The organism is Sulfitobacter sediminilitoris (genome assembly GCF_010667575.1).
Classification (GTDB): domain Bacteria; phylum Pseudomonadota; class Alphaproteobacteria; order Rhodobacterales; family Rhodobacteraceae; genus Sulfitobacter; species Sulfitobacter sediminilitoris.
The window spans coordinates 477,176-495,522 of sequence record NZ_JAABNT010000002.1 but is presented as its reverse complement, the minus strand read 5'-3'; the positions used below and the strand labels follow the sequence as shown (position 1 = coordinate 495,522).

General features: G+C 58.9%; 22 protein-coding genes. 10 read left to right on the top strand and 12 right to left on the bottom strand.

Features of this window, described 5'->3' with window-relative positions:
* Positions 1 to 54: 54 nt before the first annotated feature.
* Positions 55 to 456: a VOC family protein gene (locus GV827_RS05295; protein ID WP_164352643.1), complete on the top strand. Its 402-nt coding sequence runs from the start codon at positions 55 to 57 to the stop codon at positions 454 to 456.
* Here GV827_RS05295 and GV827_RS05290 read toward each other — a convergent pair.
* From GV827_RS05290 to GV827_RS05280, 3 genes are all read right to left on the bottom strand, one after another.
* Positions 453 to 989 carry an NADPH-dependent FMN reductase gene (locus GV827_RS05290; protein ID WP_164352642.1) on the bottom strand — a complete coding sequence of 179 codons (537 nt, stop codon included), beginning with the start codon at positions 987 to 989 and terminating at the stop codon, positions 453 to 455. The genes GV827_RS05295 and GV827_RS05290 overlap by 4 nt on opposite strands.
* A 111-nt stretch (positions 990 to 1,100) precedes the next feature.
* Positions 1,101 to 1,772: an OmpA family protein gene (locus GV827_RS05285; RefSeq protein ID WP_164352641.1), complete on the bottom strand. Its 672-nt coding sequence runs from the start codon at positions 1,770 to 1,772 to the stop codon at positions 1,101 to 1,103.
* Between the two features lie 122 nt (positions 1,773 to 1,894).
* The gene (locus GV827_RS05280) at positions 1,895 to 2,758 is read right to left on the bottom strand and encodes a bifunctional helix-turn-helix domain-containing protein/methylated-DNA--[protein]-cysteine S-methyltransferase (protein ID WP_164352640.1); all 864 of its coding nucleotides are present in this window, start codon (positions 2,756 to 2,758) and stop codon (positions 1,895 to 1,897) included.
* 91 nt (positions 2,759 to 2,849) lie between these two features.
* On the opposite strand from GV827_RS05280, the gene nth reads away from it, so the two are divergent.
* The 3 genes from nth to GV827_RS05265 are packed head-to-tail and all read left to right on the top strand — an operon-like array spanning position 2,850 to position 5,105.
* Complete coding sequence (nth, locus tag GV827_RS05275) at positions 2,850 to 3,497, top strand: endonuclease III (RefSeq protein WP_164352639.1); 648 nt, start codon at positions 2,850 to 2,852, stop codon at positions 3,495 to 3,497.
* Positions 3,498 to 3,521: 24 nt separating this feature from the next.
* On the top strand, positions 3,522 to 4,511 hold the full coding sequence (locus tag GV827_RS05270) for an adenosine kinase (protein ID WP_164352638.1): 990 nt from the start codon (positions 3,522 to 3,524) through the stop codon (positions 4,509 to 4,511).
* 3 nt (positions 4,512 to 4,514) lie between these two features.
* On the top strand, positions 4,515 to 5,105 hold the full coding sequence (locus GV827_RS05265) for a GNAT family N-acetyltransferase (protein ID WP_164352637.1): 591 nt from the start codon (positions 4,515 to 4,517) through the stop codon (positions 5,103 to 5,105).
* Here the strand turns inward: GV827_RS05265 and GV827_RS05260 are convergent.
* Positions 5,102 to 5,578 carry a hypothetical protein gene (locus tag GV827_RS05260; protein ID WP_164352636.1) on the bottom strand — a complete coding sequence of 159 codons (477 nt, stop codon included), beginning with the start codon at positions 5,576 to 5,578 and terminating at the stop codon, positions 5,102 to 5,104. The genes GV827_RS05265 and GV827_RS05260 overlap by 4 nt on opposite strands.
* Entirely contained in the window at positions 5,578 to 6,060 is a 483-nt protein-coding gene (locus GV827_RS05255) for an RNA pyrophosphohydrolase (RefSeq protein WP_164352635.1), read from the bottom strand. Before GV827_RS05255 ends, GV827_RS05260 begins: the two co-directional genes overlap by 1 nt.
* Before the next feature lie 203 nt (positions 6,061 to 6,263).
* On the opposite strand from GV827_RS05255, the gene GV827_RS05250 reads away from it, so the two are divergent.
* The 3 genes from GV827_RS05250 (at position 6,264) to GV827_RS05240 (ending at position 10,322) form a co-directional block, all read left to right on the top strand.
* Positions 6,264 to 8,291, top strand: a complete 2,028-nt coding sequence (locus tag GV827_RS05250) for an NADPH-dependent 2,4-dienoyl-CoA reductase (RefSeq protein ID WP_164352634.1) — start codon at positions 6,264 to 6,266, stop codon at positions 8,289 to 8,291.
* A 44-nt stretch (positions 8,292 to 8,335) separates the two neighbouring features.
* Positions 8,336 to 9,277, top strand: coding sequence for a zinc transporter ZntB (locus GV827_RS05245; protein WP_164352633.1), 942 nt, complete (start codon positions 8,336 to 8,338; stop codon positions 9,275 to 9,277).
* Between the two features lie 139 nt (positions 9,278 to 9,416).
* A complete protein-coding gene (locus tag GV827_RS05240) occupies positions 9,417 to 10,322 on the top strand; it encodes a LysR family transcriptional regulator (protein ID WP_164352632.1) in 906 nt (301 codons plus the stop codon).
* An 84-nt stretch (positions 10,323 to 10,406) separates the two neighbouring features.
* Here the strand turns inward: GV827_RS05240 and GV827_RS05235 are convergent, their stop codons facing one another.
* Genes GV827_RS05235 through GV827_RS05220 form a run of 4 tightly spaced genes read right to left on the bottom strand, consistent with a single transcriptional unit; the run spans position 10,407 to position 13,379 of the window.
* Entirely contained in the window at positions 10,407 to 11,342 is a 936-nt protein-coding gene (locus tag GV827_RS05235; RefSeq protein WP_164352631.1) for an OmpA family protein, read from the bottom strand.
* Positions 11,339 to 11,908: a peroxidase-related enzyme gene (locus tag GV827_RS05230; RefSeq protein ID WP_164352630.1), complete on the bottom strand. Its 570-nt coding sequence runs from the start codon at positions 11,906 to 11,908 to the stop codon at positions 11,339 to 11,341. The genes GV827_RS05235 and GV827_RS05230 overlap by 4 nt, the downstream gene beginning before the upstream one ends.
* A gap of 26 nt (positions 11,909 to 11,934) precedes the next feature.
* Complete coding sequence (locus tag GV827_RS05225) at positions 11,935 to 12,660, bottom strand: GNAT family N-acetyltransferase (RefSeq protein ID WP_164352629.1); 726 nt, start codon at positions 12,658 to 12,660, stop codon at positions 11,935 to 11,937.
* Positions 12,660 to 13,379 carry a competence/damage-inducible protein A gene (locus tag GV827_RS05220; RefSeq protein ID WP_164352628.1) on the bottom strand — a complete coding sequence of 240 codons (720 nt, stop codon included), beginning with the start codon at positions 13,377 to 13,379 and terminating at the stop codon, positions 12,660 to 12,662. Before GV827_RS05220 ends, GV827_RS05225 begins: the two co-directional genes overlap by 1 nt.
* A 46-nt stretch (positions 13,380 to 13,425) precedes the next feature.
* Between GV827_RS05220 and sfsA the strand changes: the two genes are divergently transcribed.
* Both sfsA and map read left to right on the top strand, forming a co-directional pair.
* Entirely contained in the window at positions 13,426 to 14,139 is a 714-nt protein-coding gene (gene sfsA, locus GV827_RS05215) for a DNA/RNA nuclease SfsA (protein WP_164352627.1), read from the top strand.
* Positions 14,140 to 14,171: 32 nt separating this feature from the next.
* Positions 14,172 to 14,987, top strand: a complete 816-nt coding sequence (map, locus tag GV827_RS05210) for a type I methionyl aminopeptidase (protein ID WP_328823110.1) — start codon at positions 14,172 to 14,174, stop codon at positions 14,985 to 14,987.
* Positions 14,988 to 15,006: 19 nt separating this feature from the next.
* On the opposite strand, the gene GV827_RS05205 is transcribed toward map, so the two are convergent.
* The gene (locus GV827_RS05205) at positions 15,007 to 15,210 is read right to left on the bottom strand and encodes a hypothetical protein (RefSeq protein WP_164352625.1); all 204 of its coding nucleotides are present in this window, start codon (positions 15,208 to 15,210) and stop codon (positions 15,007 to 15,009) included.
* 145 nt (positions 15,211 to 15,355) lie between these two features.
* Here GV827_RS05205 and GV827_RS05200 point away from each other — a divergent pair, with 145 nt between their 5' ends.
* Complete coding sequence (locus tag GV827_RS05200; protein WP_164352624.1) at positions 15,356 to 16,567, top strand: aminotransferase-like domain-containing protein; 1,212 nt, start codon at positions 15,356 to 15,358, stop codon at positions 16,565 to 16,567.
* Position 16,568: 1 nt separating this feature from the next.
* On the opposite strand, the gene rsmD is transcribed toward GV827_RS05200, so the two are convergent.
* Together rsmD and GV827_RS05190 are read right to left on the bottom strand one after the other, a co-directional pair.
* Positions 16,569 to 17,123 (bottom strand): 16S rRNA (guanine(966)-N(2))-methyltransferase RsmD, encoded by a 555-nt coding sequence (rsmD, locus tag GV827_RS05195; protein ID WP_164352623.1) that lies wholly within the window; start codon positions 17,121 to 17,123, stop codon positions 16,569 to 16,571.
* A complete protein-coding gene (locus GV827_RS05190) occupies positions 17,120 to 18,328 on the bottom strand; it encodes an NAD(P)/FAD-dependent oxidoreductase (RefSeq protein ID WP_164352622.1) in 1,209 nt (402 codons plus the stop codon). Before GV827_RS05190 ends, rsmD begins: the two co-directional genes overlap by 4 nt.
* Between the last annotated feature and the right edge of the window lie 19 nt (positions 18,329 to 18,347).

The following is an 18,347-nucleotide window of genomic DNA, read 5'->3' as shown; positions in this document are numbered from 1 at the left end:
TTGTCTGAGTGCTCTGTGCAGTGTTCATGCGTTTGCTTAGGCCAAGAGGACCCCATGCCGCAACCGCAAGTCATTGCCTTGGATCATCTGGTGCTGACTGTCGCCAGCATCCCAGCGACCGTAGCCTTTTACAAAGAGGTTTTGGGAATGCAGGCAAAGCAGTTTGATACGGCAGATGGGGAAACCCGTTGGGCCCTGAAATTCGGCGCTGCCAAGATCAATCTGCATCAGGCCGGGGCAGAATTTGAGCCAAAGGCTGCCCAAGCAACAGCCGGGAGCGCCGATCTGTGTTTTCTGACTGAGACGCCCCTGTCGGAGTGGATGGCGCATTTGTCGAAAATGGGTGTCGCGATTGAAAAAGGACCGGTTTCCCGCACAGGTGCGCGCTTTCCGTTGACATCAATCTACGTGCGCGACCCCGATCAGAACCTGATCGAGATCGCAGTCAGGCGTTAGATCATATCGCGTAGCGATTTCATCAGTTGCGTCAGCTCCTTGACGTATATCTCTCCGGTCAGATGACCGTTCTCGTCAAACTGGTTGCTGCTGTCGGCCAGATGAATTTCCGGCCCTTGCAGGATACGCGGACGGAACGGCACCATGAACCCGCGCAAAATCATCTGTGCGCGCTCCCCGCCCGCGCGGCCCGCTGCGGCGGACATCACGGCGACAGGCTTGCCATTCCATGGGCTGCCCTCGGCGCGGCTGATCCAGTCCAGCGCGTTCTTGAGCGCCCCGGACGGCCCCTTGTTGTACTCGGGCGTTGAAATGATCACTGCATCTGCGGCCGCAATCTGATCGGCGGCTTTCTGCACCGCTGCCGGCACGCCATGTTCGGCCTCATCGTCCGCGTCATAAAGCGGAAAGTTGATGTCCAATTGCGTGTAATCGTTGTCACCAAAAAGCCGCGCCGCCTCGCGCAGAAGCTTAGTGTTGGTCGCCTCATTGCGCAATGACCCTGAAAGGCCAACAAGTTTGGGGGAAGCCATGACTTATCCTCCGTTTGAATTTCCGTTGCTCTATACCTTGTCCGCTTGGCCCAAAAAGCAAGAAGCCCCCGCGAAATGCAGGGGCTTTGTGCGTTGATGCAGAGGTCTGGATCAGGCCGCGTTGGGCAGGATCACGATCTCGACACGGCGGTTCTGCGCTTTACCGGCTGGCGTCAGGTTGCTGGCCACCGGCTGGCTTTCACCGCGCCCAAAGGTCTGGATACGCTGCGGCGGCACACCATTGGCAATAAGCGTGTTTGCAACCGACCGTGCACGGCCTTCTGACAGCGTCTGGTTATAGCTGGCATCACCGTCACTGTCGGTATGGCCGACAATCTGCAACGTTGAGTTCTGATAAATCTGCACGTTTTGTGCCAGTGCGCGCAGATCGCCCTGCAAGGTCGGCGTCAGCGCGGTGCTGTCCGTTGCAAAGAGCAGGTTATTGGGAAGCGTCACAATCAGACGGTCACCGGTATTGGTGATGGTTACGTCGCTGCCCATCTGCTGGCGCAGCTCGGCCTCTTGCTTGTCCAGCGAATAGCCGATGCCAGCACCCAGCGCACCGCCAAGGACCGCGCCCACAAGCGCACCGTCACCGCGGTTCCCATCCCCTTTGCTGAGCGCCCCGATTACGGCACCCGAAGCCGCACCGATCAAAGCGCCACTCTTGGTTTTCTGGTTCGGATCACCCGGTTGCGCACCAATCATACCCGGATCGGTACAAGCACCCAGCGTCATTGCGCCGGCCAGAAGGGCGGCCACGGAAATTTTGGAAGAAATCATATCTACTGCCTTCATGTTCAGGCCCCGTTCGGGCAGGGCGCTTTGGATCGTGGAGTATATATGGGGCGGCAAGGCAGGATAATCACGGGGAAATTCAGATCGGCGGTATCCCGCGCATCATTTCAGGCTTCGGCGCGGGCGGCCTCAAACGCCAGCATCACGCGTTTGACGGGCAAGCCCCAGTGATATCCACCCAGCGCACCCGATTTGCGCAGCGCACGATGGCACGGGATCAGCCACGAAACAGGATTGCGCCCGACTGCGGTGCCCACGGCACGCACAGCCTTGGGATTGCCGATCGAGGCCGCGATATCGGAATAGGTCGTCACATAGCCCGATGGCACCTGAAGCAAAGCCTCCCAGACCTTGATCTGGAACGGGGCCCCGATGAGAAAGAGGGGTGCCTTGTCCAGCGCCCCATCCTGCGCACCAAAGGCGGTCAGCACCCAAGGGCGCAACATCATCGGATCCTCGACAAACACCGCCTTGGGCCAGCGTCGTGTCAGATCCTGCATTGCCGCCTCTTCCCCCATTTCGGCAGCGAAGGCGAGGCCACAGATCCCTTTCTCTGTTCCCATCACGAGGGCGAGGCCGAACGGGCTGTCAAACCAACCCCAATAGATCGTCAGCCCCTCCCCCTGTCGCGCAAACTCACCCGGGCTCATGGCCTCCCAGCGCAGGAACAGATCGTGCAGGCGGCCGGTGCCGGACAGCCCGACCTCATGCGCGGCTTCGAGGGTGGTGGCACGGTCGCGGAGCATTTCCTTGGCCTGACCCAGCTTGAGATATTGCTGGTAGCGTTTGGGCGACACGCCGACCCAGCGGGAAAACAATCGTTGGAAATGCGCAGACGACATGCCCATCTGCGCCGCGACCTGATCCAGTGAAAGCTGGTCTTCGGCCTGATCGAGCACATCAATGGCGCGGCGCATCACCTTGTAGTGGTAGCCATCGTCGAGCGCGGGGATTTGCGTGGTCTGGTTCATGCCCTCAATCTAGGCCCAAGCGCTGCATCTTGCGACCCGAAACATGCGCAACCGCTTGCCCCCGCTCGCGCCATCGCGCATACCCTCCGGCATGGCAAAACAGCTCGATTATCATACGATCCGCAAGATTTTCACCCGCTTTCACGAGGCAGACCCGGAACCCAAAGGGGAACTGGAGCACGTGAACGTCTATACATTGGTTGTCGCGGTGGCCCTGTCGGCGCAAGCCACGGACGCGGGCGTGAACAAGGCGACACGGGCGCTTTTCAAAATTGCTGATACGCCGCAGAAGATGCTGGACCTTGGCCTTGATGGTTTGATCGAACATATCAAGACGATTGGCCTGTTCCGGCAGAAGGCCAAAAACGTGATGAAGCTGAGCCAGATCCTTGTCGATGAATATGACGGCGTGGTCCCGAATTCACGCGCCGCGCTGCAATCCCTGCCCGGCGTAGGACGCAAGACCGCTAATGTCGTGCTGAACATGTGGTGGCACATGCCGGCACAGGCGGTGGATACGCATATCTTTCGTCTTGGCAATCGCACCGGCATCGCGCCGGGCAAAACGGTCGAGGCCGTTGAACGCGCGATTGAAGACAATATCCCGGCGGACTTTCAACTGCACGCCCATCACTGGATGATCCTGCACGGGCGCTATCATTGCAAAGCACGCAAGCCGATGTGCCCGACTTGTATCATCAAGGACCTTTGTCCCTTTGAGGACAAGACAACACTTTAACCGCCGACCCGAGGAAAAGCTTCCATGAAAACCTATGAACTTGTCGGCATCGGAAATGCCGTTGTCGATGTGATCAGCCAGATTGATGATAACTTTCTTGCCAATATGGATATCGAAAAAGGGATCATGCAGCTTGTCGCGCAAGAGCGCGCAGAGATCCTCTATGGCGCGATGCGTGAAAGGGTGCAGACGCCGGGCGGTTCGGTAGCCAATACGATTGCGGGTGCCGGGGCATTGGGGTTGGAAACCGCATTCATCGGGCGCGTGCGCGACGACACACTTGGCAGGTTCTATGCCAGTGCGATGGCGGACCACGGTATAGATTTCGTCAATCCCCCGGTGCCGGATGGCGAGGTGCCCACATCGCGCAGCATGATCTTTGTCACTCCGGACGGTGAGCGGTCGATGAATACCTATCTCGGCATTTCCACGGGCCTGACCCTCAAGGACGTACCGGATGAAGTTTCAGGCAATGCCAAGCTGATGTTCCTCGAAGGCTATCTCTTTGATCATGACGCCGGCAAAACCGCCTTTCGCGAGGCTGCGCGCGCGACCAAGGCGGGGGGTGGCAAGGCGGGCATCGCAATCTCGGACCCGTTCTGCGTGGAAAGACACCGCGATGATTTCATGTCGTTGATCAAACACGACTTGGACTACGTGATCGGCAACGAGGCTGAGTTGCGGTCCCTGTTCGAGACCGATGACATCGAGGAAGCAATCGCCAAGACCACCGAGATATGCCCTATCGTCGTATGCACCCGGTCTGGTGATGGCGTGACCCTTGTGCGCGAAGGCGAACGGGTCGATGTACCGGTCAAGAAGGTCGTCCCGGTCGATGCCACCGGTGCAGGCGATCAGTTTGCAGCGGGTTTCCTCTATGGCCTGTCGAAAGGGCATGATCTTGAGACCTGCGGCAAGATGGGCAACCTTTGCGCGGCGGAAGTGATCAGCCACATCGGGCCGCGCCCGCAAAAGGACATGTTGGCGGAATTCAAAGCTGCCGGTCTGGTCTGAGCAATGATTTCGGACGGTCTTTATGAAGTGCCTGCGGGCAAGGTGGCGATGATCGTCACCCATCTGGAAATGCTGGAACGGGCAGACACACGCGACGTGCCCCTGCCTGACGGCGTGGCATTTCGGAAGGTCGCCCCGGATGTCGCATGGTACCGCGATATATTTGATCGCGTCGGCGCTGACTGGCTGTGGTACGGGCGACGCAAGATCGACGATGCCAAGCTTGCACAGATCATATCTGACCCGAATGTCGACATATACACGCTCAGCCTGAACGGGCAGGACGAAGCCCTGCTTGAGCTGGATTTTTGCGAAGACGGGGCATGTGAATTGGCCTATTTCGGCCTCACCTCAAAGCTGATCGGAACCGGCGCGGGACGGTATCTGATGAACAAGGCGATTGCGCTGGCATGGGCGAAACCGATCAGCCGCTTTCATGTCCATACCTGCACAATCGATAGCCAGCAGGCGCTGTCCTTCTACGTCCGTAGTGGCTTTGTGCCGTACAAACGGCAGGTCGAGATTGACGATGACCCACGTTTGCAAAATTTGCTGCCAGAAGATGTCGCCCCCCACCTTCCAGTGATCCGCTAGTCTGCGGTGCATGTCCCGGTGCGCAGGCAGGTGCGCACCTGTTTCAGCATTTCCGGTTTGGGGTTGCCAAAGACCGCCCCGCCGCAAGGGCTGATTGCAAGCGCATAGCCATCTGCATCTTTGCGGACAAAGGCCAGAGCGTCTTCGCCGTTGCGCGCACTGCCGCACCATGGACCAATGCAGGACACCTCAAGCGACAGTTCCTGGTCGAAGGGTAAAACAAAGCCCGCTTTCGTCAGGGACGATCCCCTGAGCCTGCCCGGCAGGATCGTCAGTCGGGGTGGTTTCCGATCCAGACCCAGATTCTTTGGCAGTTTCTTTTCATCCAGTGTCAGGCGGCCGTGGACCACGACATAGGTCTCTTCTGCTGCGTCGAATTGCGCAAAGCTGCGCTCAACCGAAGGGGCAAGACAAGACAGCGCAAGCGCCGGAACAGGCAGCACGCACATCAGGACAAGAAGCAAAGCCCGCATCAGAAGTGTTTCCTGAACGCTGAAAGAACCGCCTCGTAAACCCCGCGCTTGAACGGAACGATACTGTCCAAAACCTCTGAAACAGGCATCCATTTCCACGACGAAAATTCCTGATGTTCGGTAAAGATGTCCACCTGATCGTCGGTCCCGTGATAGCGCATCAGGAACCACTTTTGCTCTTGCCCGCGGAATTTACCCTTCCACAGTTGCGGTACCAGATCATGGGGCAATTCATACGGCACCCAATCTTCGGTTTCGGCAATCACCGTCACCAGATCACGGCTGACCCCGGTTTCCTCTTCCAGCTCTCGCAGTGCGGCATCCTGCGGTGCCTCACCCTCGTCGATGCCCCCCTGCGGCATTTGCCATGCTTCGGTATAGCGGTCCTTGCGCTGGCCGACAAAGACATGACCCGACGCGTTCATCAACATGACACCGGCGCAGGGGCGATAGGGCAGTTTTTCAATTTCTTCGGGGCTCATCGCGCAGCGTTCTCCTTGCTGTTCGGCATGGCGTTAGGGGTAACATGGTTGTCCTGGGCTCAAAAGCCAGCAGTACGGACCCTTGTCACTCATCCGCGCGTGATATCCAATAGCATCGTTATGACGCCGCGTTGTGCGTGACTCGTCCCAGCATTTCCGCTGTTGTCCCCAGCAACGATGCCAAAGCCCGGAAAGGTTTCCACATGTCCGACTATCCTCATATGCTTGCCCCCCTCGATCTGGGTTTCACAACACTGAAAAACCGCGTGCTGATGGGGTCTATGCACACCGGCCTGGAAGAGACGAAAGACTGGAACCGGGTTGCCGAATTTTACGCCGCGCGTGCGCGTGGTGAGGTTGGCCTGATGGTCACAGGGGGCATTGGCCCGAACCCGGAAGGGTCGGTCGCACATGGTGCCGCGATGATGGTGTCGGAGGAGGACGTCAAGAACCACTCCGTCATCACCAAGGCCGTGCATGACGCGGGCGGCAAGATCGCGATGCAGATCCTGCATGCCGGGCGATATGCGTTCACGCCGGACTGTGTGGCACCGTCTCCGATCAAATCCCCGATATCGATGTTCGCACCCAAGGAACTGGATGAGGAAGGGATCGAAAAGCAGATCGCTGACATCGCCGCCTGCGCGGGCCGCGCCAAGGCAGCCGGCTATGACGGGGTCGAGGTGATGGGCTCGGAAGGGTACTTCATCAACCAGTTCCTTGTCACCCATACCAACAAACGCACGGACCGCTGGGGCGGGTCCTATGAAAACCGGATGCGCCTGCCCATAGAGATCGTCAAGCGCGTGCGCGAGACGGTCGGCGAGGATTTCATCATCATCTACCGCCTGTCGATGATCGACCTGGTGCCAAACGGGTCAACCTACGAAGAAGTCGCGCAGCTGGCCAAGGAGATCGAAAAGGCGGGGGCCACGATCATCAATACCGGTATCGGCTGGCACGAGGCACGCATTCCAACGATTGCGACCTCGGTGCCCCGCGCAGCTTTTGCATGGGTGACGAAAAAGCTGATGGGGCAAGTATCGATCCCGCTGATCACCTCAAACCGGATCAACACACCCGAAGTCGCCGAGGAGGTGCTGGCAGACGGTTGCGCCGATATGGTGAGCCTTGCGCGACCGATGCTGGCCGACCCGGATTTCGTGAAAAAGGCGATGGACGGGAAAACCAAGCAGATCGCGCCTTGCATCGCATGCAATCAGGCCTGCCTTGATCATACCTTTGGCGGCAAGATCTCAAGCTGCCTTGTCAATCCGCGCGCGTGCTATGAGACCGAGCTAAAACTGGAGCCTACCGAGGCGCCGAAGACAATCGCGGTGGTCGGTGCCGGACCTGCGGGTCTGTCCTCAGCCCTTGCCGCAGCAGAGCGCGGGCACAAGGTAACTGTCTTTGACCGCGCATCAGAGATCGGCGGTCAGTTGAACCTGGCCAAGCAGGTTGCAGGCAAGGAAGAATTCTGGGGCTTTGTCGACTGGTACCGCACCATGGTTGATGAGATGGGCGTGACGGTAAAGCTGAACACCGAAGTCTCGGCCAATGACCTTGATGATTTTGACGAGGTGATCATCGCAACGGGCGTTATCCCTCGCGATCCGCAGATCCCCGGCCAGAACGCAGGCAACGTCGTCAGCTATATCGACGTGCTGAACGGCACGGCGGAGGTAGGACAAAAGGTTGCCGTGATCGGGGCGGGTGGCATCGGTTTCGATGTGTCCGAGCATCTGGTTCACGATGGAGAGAGCACGACGCTGAACCTGCCTGAGTGGATGAAGGAATGGGGCGTCGCTGATCCGGCAGAGCACCGTGCGGGTCTGGCACCGGAAGGGCCACAGCCACACAAGCCAGCCCGGCAAGTCACCATGCTGCAGCGAAAAACCTCGAAGGTGGGCAAAGGGCTGGGAAAAACGACCGGATGGATTCACCGGGCGTCCCTGACCATGAAAGGGGTCGAGATGATTGCGGGCGTCAACTACGAGAAAATCGACAAGGACGGGCTGCACATCAGCTTTGGCGAGGCGCGTGAGAACCCGACATTGATCGAAGCGGACACCATCGTGCTTTGCGCTGGGCAATTGTCAGACCGCAGCATTGCCGACGCGCTCGAGGCGAAAGGCAAGACCTGCCATGTGATCGGCGGAGCGGATGTAGCCGCAGAACTGGACGCAAAACGCGCCATCGACCAAGGCACACGGCTGGCTGCAATCCTTTGATGCGTTTTCGTTGCGCGATGCCCATCTAGCGCGCAAGATGAATCATGGCGATCTGCGTCTTTGATATTTTTCCCGATGGCACGATAAGCGTGCCATCTGACACGGCATTGACCGGCAAAGGAACCTATCGCTGGTGGCACCTTGACCTTTCAGAACCGGGACTGGCGGACTGGATAAGCGCCAACCTGCCAGAAATTCCGGGCGGCGCATTGCTACAACCAGAGACACGGCCCCGGTGCGACCGTTTTGAAGACGGGCTGATCCTGAATCTGCGCGGCATCAATCTAAACGAGGGACAAGACGCTGACCAGATGGTTTCGGTGCGCATGTGGGTGGATGATGACGTGGTCATCACGGTCCGGCTGCGCAAACTATTCGCGCTGGAGGACATTCGTCAGGAAATGACCGAAGGCAATGCGCCGCCAACCACGGCCGCCTTTGTCGAAGCTTTGGTGACGCGCCTGACCCTGCGGGTGCAGGAAGAGGTCGCAACCATCAGCAAGCTGACTGAATTCTTTGAGGACGACCTGGAGGACGATGCGACGCCGATCCCAACGGAACTGGCGGTAACACGGCGGCAGGTCATCCGGTTGCGCCGCTACCTTGAACCGCAACGCGCGGCGCTCACGAAACTGGCGGCGATTGATTTGCCGATTATTCCAGAACCTGATGGGCTCAAGCTTCGGGAGTTGGCGAACCGCACCACCCTTGCCGTTGAAGAGCTTGATGCGCTGCGTGACAGACTGGTGACCGTACAGGACGAACACGATATGCACGTCGCCCGCAGTCAGGCGCGCCACTCCTTTATCCTGTCGCTGGCAGCGGCTGTTTTCCTGCCGCTTGGGTTTCTAACCGGTCTGTTCGGTGTCAACATCGCGGGTATGCCGGGCATGCAAAACCCTGCGGCCTTCACAATCCTATGCATCAGCATGGCAGTGCTCGCGGTCCTGCTGCTCCTGCTTTTTAGATTCAGGCGCTGGTTGTAACAGGAAACACAGCGTTCTCCTGTTTCCGCAATTTCAACGATCCGGGAAATACCACGCAACTGTCCCACCCCTGCCAAGTTCCTGCCTGAATTGTCCTTCATACCTCTCCCTCAACGAGCAGTGATGTGAAGGAGCGGGTATGGACCGTCTTACCGAAATGGAAGCTTTCGCCACAGTGGTGGATCAAGGGGGCTTTACCGATGCCGCCAAAAAGATGGGGATTTCAAAATCTGCCGTCTCAAAACATGTTTCTTCACTTGAGGCCCGCCTTGGTGCGCGCCTCTTGAACCGGACAACCCGGAGAGTGTCACCGACAGAGATCGGACTGGCCTACTATGACCGCGCCCGTCGCGTTCTGAATGACGCTGGCGAAGCGGATGCGCTGGTCACGTCCATGCAATCAGCACCGTCAGGAATGTTGCGCATCTCGGTCGCGACCGACTTTGGGGTCAACCACCTGTCTCCGGCGCTGTCAGAGTTCCTGAGCGATTTTCCCGACATCACGGTCAACATGGTCCTGAACAACCGCTACGTCGAACTGATCTCGGAGGGGTTCGACATGGCCGTGCGGATTGGTGAACTGGAAGACAGCACCCTGCGCGCCCGCAAACTGACAGAAACAACAAAGCGGATGATCGCGTCGCCCAAATATTTCGAGCAATACGGGCGGCCCGAAAAAATCGACGATCTGAACGATCACAAGCTTTTGCATTATTCCAACCAATCCAGCGGCAATGTCTGGAAGTTGACCGCACCTTCGGGTGAAAAGCGTCAGGTCCGCACTGCGGGATGGCTTTCCGTGAACGACGGTCAGTCCCTGCTGAACGCCGCCATCTCTGGGCTTGGCATCGCATATCTTCCCAGCTTCCTTTATTCTGACGCGATGGAAAAAGGGCTGGTCGAGGATGCGATCCCCGATCTGCCAATGGAAACCCAGGGCATCTACGCGGTGTATCCGCCCGGCCGTTTCACACAGCCCAAGGTCCGCGCATTCATTGATTTTCTGGTCCACGCCTTTGCCGACAAAGGCCCAAGCGACTGGTAACGAACACCACTTCCCCTCGGTGAAACTCAGCCTCCGGTGCCGCTTGCGGTATTCGGAGGCTTTTTTGTTGGTTTCGTCCAGATTCTATTCGCTGCCCAGCAAGACCACCTCGACCCGGCGGTTCGCATCGCGTCCCGCTGCCTCAAGATTACTGGCGATAGGGGCAAGATAGCCCATTCCTTCGGCGTCCATCCGATCAGCGGACACGTCGTACCGGTCGACAAGGCGTTGCCGTACAGATCGCGCACGGGCGCGGGATATGCTGATGTTCGGCTCCAACCCGCCAACGGTGTCGGTATGGCCAACAAGGGCTATTCGCATGGTCGGCTGCGCCTCAAGGAAAGCGGCAAGCTGGATCAGCGTATCGAATGGCCCGGCACCAAGTTCCGTACTGCCAACATCAAAATCCAGATCAGAAAGAACCGCATGACCGCGCCGCAACAATCGGGTTGCGAAATCTTCTTCAGCACCTGTTTCGGTGGCGACCGGCAGGTCCGCTGTTGTCTCGACCGTCGCTCCGCTTTCACCTATCGCGCCGGCATGGATGATCTGAACATAGGCCGATGTGGCAGAGGTGCTTGCCAGCACAGTGACGACCTCGCTGACCTCACCCTCAACCATGCGTGCGCCTGTGACGAAATGAAAAGCACGGATGTTCACGTACATGTTTGGCCCCGGCAAGGTTTCGGTCGCAAAGCGGAAATCGAAACCGCCACAACGCTTCGCCGCGCAATCCAGTACCACCTCGTACCCGGCCTCAACCAGTTGGGCACGCAGTGGGCGCATGACCTGAAAGGGTGTCAGGCCCGGCGAATCAAGCCGCCAGGCGCTGCGCTGCACATCGCCCTCGACGATCATCGTAGGAACGGCGCCATTGGCAAAGATGTCGACCGGGGCCGCGTAAGTATCGGGCGAGGTGTTCCGCTCTACTGTTTGCCGGGCCGTCGCGGGCAATGTGAAATCCAGCGCAAAGGCCGGGCTTGCCAGAACAAATAAGGATACGGCTGCGGCGCGGATCATCTCGCCTGTGCGTGATATTCGGGATTGGGGCGCATATCGGTGCCGCTGGCCACACGATTGGTCATGTTAAAGAACCCGGCGACAGAGGCGATGTCCCAGATATCACGGTCGCTGAACCCCACATCGCGCAAGGCCTGCCGGTCTTTCTCTTCGACGCTGGCGCTTTCCTTGGTCAGTTGCACGGCGAAATCCAGCATCGCACGCTGCTTGTCAGTGACCTTGGCAACCTTGTAGTTCATCACCAACGCCTCGCCCAATGCCGGATCGCCAGAAAGCGCGCGCACCGCCGCACCATGCGCAACGAGGCAGTAGAAACACTTGTTCACCGAGGACACTGCCACCGCGATCATCTCGCGCTCCAGCTTGCTGAGGTTGCTGTCGCCCAACATCAGATCATTGTACATAGCCGTGAAGGCGTTGAGCTTCTCGACATCGAAGGCATAGGCGCGCAACACATTCGGGATCATGCCCAGCTTGTCCTGACAGATGTCAAAATACTTCTGCGTTGCTTCGGGCAGCGGATCTGCCATGGGCAGATCAAGGGCTGTGGGCATGTCGTCTGACATCGGTCGTTCCTTTGTTTGGGTCTTCATCAAGGTCTTTGGTCGGGCAGCACCCGGTAATGGTATCCGCCCACGGCAGCAAAGCCCAGCGCACGGTAAAAGGCATTTGCGCCGGCATTTGCATCCACGCAGAGTACGGCAATATGCGTCGCGCCCTGCGCCTGTCCCCAAATTGCCGAACGGCGCATCATCCACTCTGCCACGCCCTGCCTGCGCTGGTGCGGCAGGACGACGAGGCCATGCACCATGCAGATCTTGTCATGCACCGCGACAAAAGCCACGCCTCCAGGCTTTTCATTCCATCGGGCTAGAACCGCCGTTTTGTGTTCGGCACGGTTCATGACAGCAAGCCGCGCCGGGCCGATACCATCCGTGGCCCAGATTTCCTTCATGATCGCAAGGGGTTCCCAGATCGTGAAGGCGGTGACACGGGGGATCGGCTTGTCGGTCAACTTTTCAATGGGCGAAACATAGACCGTCGTCGGATCCTTGATCACGTAGCCACGCTCGGCCAGGGCCGCGTCCAGTTCCGGCGTCGTGCCGCGTTCGCAGAAGATCGGCTTTTGCCCGATGGCCCGCATCGCCTCTTCGGCTGCGGTGATCTGTTCTGCCGTGACCGGACCGTTGGCCGTCGTCGCTGACACGCGCTGCCCGCCCCCTTGTCCGTCGCGCAGGGTAAACCCATCCTGTTCCCAGAACCGTGCGGCAGGCCATGTGGCCTCTGACGCGGCAAAGAGATCGGGCAACGAGGGCATCAAGCGAAGGCCGCCTGAAGTTTGACGAGCGCGGCGTCGATGTCCTCTTCGACGTTGCCACGTATGACGATATGGGCCCCGTATTTCCCGTCTTTCTGGAAGGGATAAGACCCCATGGACAGCAGCGGATATTCCTCGGCCAGCGCGCCCAGCGGTCCTGCGATATCGCCCTCCCCGCGTTCGATGCGCAAGGTCTTGCTGATCAGCGGCGCGCCGCCTGTCAGCGTGGGCAGCACCGATGCGACCATGGCCTGAAACACCGAAGGAACCCCGGCCATGACATGCACGTTCTCAAGCCGGAACCCCGGTGCCGCCGACACCGGATTGTCAATCAGGTCTGCCCCCTCCGGTATCCGCGCCATGCGCAGCCGCGCGGTGTTCAACTCAGTGCCTGATTTGGCATAATGCTCGGCCAGGATCGCGCGGGCATCGTCACGTACGTCGATGGACGCATCGAACGAAGCGGCAATGCAATCTGCCGTGATATCATCATGGGTGGGGCCGATCCCCCCGCTGGTGAACACGTAATCATAGGCCTGCGACATGGCCTGTACCGCTGCAATGATCGTGCCCCGTTCATCCCCCACCACGCGCACCTCTTTTAGGTCGATGCCCGCTTCGGTCAGCTGACCCGCCAGATAGTGCATGTTGCTGTCGCGTGTGCGGCCAGAGAGGATCTCGTCCCCGATCACGATCATGGCGGCGGTAGGGTTGGACACGGCAATCTCCTTGAGCGGACTTTCGCAACGGTATAGGCCGCTCCCCATGCGCTTTCAAACTGATCTTGTCCCCGCCCGTCTGATCCGCCGTTACAAACGGTTTCTGGCGGATTGCACACTGGAAGATGGCCGCGAAGTGGTGGCCCATTGCGCCAACCCCGGATCCATGATGGGGCTGGCGGAACCGGGCACGAAAATCTGGCTGGAGCCGAATGACGATCCCAAGAAAAAGCTGAAATATGGCTGGCGCTTGGTCGATCATGAAAACGGTCATTTCACAGGGGTCGATACCAGCCTGCCCAACAAGGCGGTTCGGACGGCGCTGGAAGCACGCGAGATTGCCGCGTTGGCAGAGTACACCACCGTGAAGCCCGAGGTGAAATACGGGACAAATTCGCGCGTTGATTTCCTGCTCAGCGCGACGGACCTGCCAGACGCCTACGTCGAGGTTAAATCCGTCACCTTATGCCGCGAAGCAAAGCTGGCGGAATTTCCCGATAGCGTGACCGCCCGTGGCGCCAAACATATGGGGGACTTGGCAGAGGTGGCGCGCGCAGGGCACCGGGCCGTCCTGCTGTATCTTGTGCAACGGACGGATTGTACACATGTCACATTGGCAGCCGATATTGATCCCACATATGCTGCCGCGCATGAAGCCGCGACACAGGCAGGGGTGGAAACGCTGTGCATCGGCACCCATATCACGCCCCAGGGGGTCACGATTGCCGAACCTCTGGTCCTTGGCCGCCCAGCGCGGTAGGAAGGCACAAGGCAGAAAGAATGGAGAGACCGGTGAACGAGCTGCACCGAGGCCGTCAGACCAAGGATGGCATACGCATTTACGATCCCAGCGACTTCGCTGGTATGCACGCCGCTGGCAAGCTTGCCGCGACCATTCTCGATGAAATCGCGGATCATGTCTTTCCCGGCCAGACCACCGGCGAAATTGACCGCATCATCGAGGAAAAGGTGAATGCGGCGGGCGCAAAATCTGCGACCATCGGTTACAAGGGATACAAGCACGCCAGCTGCATCTCGGTAAACCACGTGGTTTGCCATGGCATCCCAAGCGACAAGAAGCTCAAGGATGGCGACATCCTGAACATCGACGTGACGGTGATTGTGGACGGCTGGTTTGGCGATACATCGCGGATGTACGTCGCAGGCAAGCTGTCCCGCAAGGCTGAGCGCCTCATTCAGGTAACACACGATTCCCTGATGCGTGGGATCGAGGCCGTGAAACCGGGGAACACCTTTGGCGATATTGGCCACACCATCCAGACCTTTGTTGAAAGTCACCGTATGTCCGTTGTGACCGATTTCTGCGGTCATGGGTTGGGCCGGGTCTTTCATGCGCCGCCGAATGTTCTGCACTACGGCAAGCCGGGCACCGGTGCCGTGTTGGAGCCGGGGATGTTCTTTACCATTGAGCCGATGGTGAACCTTGGCCGGGCAGAGACCAAAACGCTGGCCGACGACTGGACCGCGGTAACACGCGATAAATCGCTGTCAGCCCAGTTCGAGCATTCCGTCGGGGTAACAGAAGACGGATGCGAGATTTTCACGCTTTCGCCAGCGGGCAGATTTCACCCGACCTACAAGGTGTGATTAGGCTCTAAAACGGGCCTCAAGCGGGGTCGTCATCCCGCCTGCCCGCGTCGTGCATCATTCTTTTCATCAACAATGACAAAAGCGTCTCGCCCGCGACAGGGGTGACGCAGTCATGGATAAACACCGGCGCTGCCAAAGGCTGCGGCGCGGGCAGGCGCAAAGGCTGCGTCTTGGCCTTGGGCCGGAAATACTGGCCACTGAGATAGGTCGCGTCCGTCATGTTCTCATCCTACATGGCACCGGGTAAAGTCCAAACCCTCAATCAAGATCGACCAGATCAGAAGAAAGTTGCGTAGATAGGTAATAATTGTTGCCATAATTTCAAATTTGTGGTGACTTCCCAAAATTAGGGAAGGGATTCTGACATGAATTGGCACGACATCTTTGCCACGCGCATGAGCCGCATGAAGGCGAGCGAAATCCGTGAGCTGCTGAAACTGCTTGATCAGCCGGATATTATTTCTTTCGCAGGCGGCATTCCTGACCCTGCGCTGTTCCCTGTCAAGGCGTTTCAGGCCGCGCTTGCGGATGCCCTGTCACCGGTCAACAGCAGTTCCGCGCTGCAGTATTCCGTTTCCGAAGGGTATGGCCCCCTGCGCGACTGGATCGTTGGACAGATGGCGACGCTGGGTGTGCCCTGCAGCCGCGATAACGTTTTGATCACTTCGGGTTCCCAGCAGGCGCTTGATTATCTCGGCAAGCTGATGTTGTCGCCCGGCGATACGGCACTGGTGAATTGGCCGACCTATATGGGTGCCTTGGGCGCGTTCAACGCCTACGAGCCGAACTATGATCGTCTGAGCCCCGGCGGCAACCGGTCGGCCGAAGACTATGCCCAGACTGCCGCCGAACATGGCGGACGCGTCAAGTTTGCCTATGCCTCCGTCGATTTCGCCAACCCAACGGGTGAGACGCTGGACCTGCGCCAGCGCGAGAATATCCTCGATCTGGCGGACGAGATGGACATCGCGGTAATCGAGGATTCCGCCTATCAGTCCTTGCGCTATGACGGTGAGCCGATCCCGCCCATGCTGGCGCTTGAGATCGCCCGCAAGGGCAGTATCGAAGAGTGCCGCACATTGTATTGTGGCAGCTTTTCCAAAACCCTGGCCCCGGGCTTGCGGGTTGGTTGGGTTTGTGGTGCCGCGTCGGTAATCTCGCAACTGGTGCTGATGAAACAGGCCGCCGATTTGCATTCTTCGACCATTAACCAGATGGCCATCAACACCGTCGCACGCGCGCTTTTTGAGGATCACACCGCCAAACTGCGTCAGACCTATGCCAGCCGCCGCGATGCGATGCTTGCGGCATTGCAAGAACATATGCCTGAGGGCGTGAACTGGACCAGACCGGAAGGCGGCATGTTTATCTGGGTCACCCTGCCCAAGCACATGGATGGGGGTGCGCTGCTGCGCAGTTCACTTGAGACACAGCGCGTTGCCTTTGTGCCCGGTCAGGCGTTTTTTGCTGACAGGTCCGGAGCGAACACATTGCGGCTGAGTTTCTCGCTTGCCGATGACGCAAAGATTGCCGAGGGGATGAAACGACTGGGTCAGGCGATACGCGCTGCCGGCTGATCTAGCCTGTTACTTCAAGCAGGGTCACATGCGTATCGCCGTATTCGCGTGTGTCGATCCTGCTGAAACCTTCGGGGGGCTGCATCGGGGCGCTTTCTTCCCAGACAATCATCGCGCCGGGTGCGAGCCATCCGCCTGTCCGTGCCGCCGCCAGCGCCTTCTGTCCCATCCCTTTGCCGTAGGGCGGATCAAGGAATACCAGATCAAAGGGCGCATTGGGCCAGGGTCCCAGACGCGTTGCGTCATTGCGCATCAGCGTCACCTCGTCTTCAACGCGCAGTTTGGCGATGTTCTCGGAGATCAGCCGCTGACCAACGCGTCCGTTCTCAACAAAACAGACCTCACGCGCCCCGCGCGAGAGCGCCTCAAGCCCCAATGCCCCGGTTCCCGCGAAAAGGTCCAGAACACGTGCGCCGGTAATGATGTCATGATGCGTCAGCATCGAAAACAGGCTTTCGCGGACGCGGTCCGAGGTGGGGCGTAGATGGGCACCGGCGTCCCCCTTGCCCACATTCGCCAATGCCGTACCGCGAAATCTGCCCGCAATGATCCTCACGCGCGCAACAGCGCCTTCAGATCAGTGTCTGGATCAGCGATCACTTCTGGCGCGGGCGATTTCCCGCTTTCGATCAGGCGTTTTCCGACCATGTAGCCACGCGGGTCGTTCATCGCATCCACCGCCAGCAACGCGTCCCCGCAGTAATACCAGAATGATACGCTATCTGCGTCAGCACGGCGGGTCACCACCCGGTCGTACCCGGTATTCAGACCGGCAATCTGAAGTTTAACGTCATATTGGTCCGACCAGAACCACGGCTTCGCCACATAGTCCTTATGCGCGTCCATGATGTTTTCAGCCACGCATTCCGCCTGATCAATGGCGTTTGGGACGGATTCCAGACGGGTGCGCCCGCCACGATAGGGAAAGGACGTGCAATCGCCCGCGGCCCAGACATGCGGCGCCGAGGTCCGGCCTTGGGCATCCACCTTGATGCCATTGTCTATCTCAAGCCCCGCCGCTTCAGCCAGCGCAATTCCCGGCCTGATGCCCACGCCGACGATTACGAAATCCACGTCCAGTTCGCTGCCATCCGTTAGCTGCGCGCCACTGACCGCGCCCTCTCCGGTCAGGCGTTCCAGCCCGACACCTTCACGAATATCGACACCGTGATCGCGGTGCAGTTGCCGGAAGAAATCACTGGTCTCCGGGCAGGCCACGCGTTGCAGGATGCGGTCCGCCATCTCGACCAGCGTCACCTTGAGCCCGAGTTTCGCCGCAACAGACGCAGCTTCCAACCCAATGTAGCCCCCGCCGACGATCAAAACCTTTGCCCCTTCGACAAAGCGCGGCGCCATGGCGTCTACGTCTGCCAGATCACGAACCACATGCACGCCGTCCAGATCGCCGCCAATCGCAGATGGCAGGCGGTTCGGTTCGGATCCGGTGGTCAACACAAGATCATCATAGGTCAATATCTCATCGCCGACGCTGACCGTTTGGTTGGCCGTATCAATGGCCTGAACGGTCTGACCCAGACGCAGATCGATATCATTCTCGCCGTAAAAGGCTTCGGGCCGAAGGAACAGACGCTCAAACGCCATCTCGCCCATGAGATACGCTTTGCTGAGCGGGGGACGCTGGTAAGGGGGTACAGGTTCTGATCCGATCAGGGTGATCTTTCCCTCAAATCCACTGTTCCGCAGCTTCGCTACACAAGATGATCCCGCCTGCCCGGCACCGATCACAATCACATGGCCCATGATTTCTCTCTCCGAATGA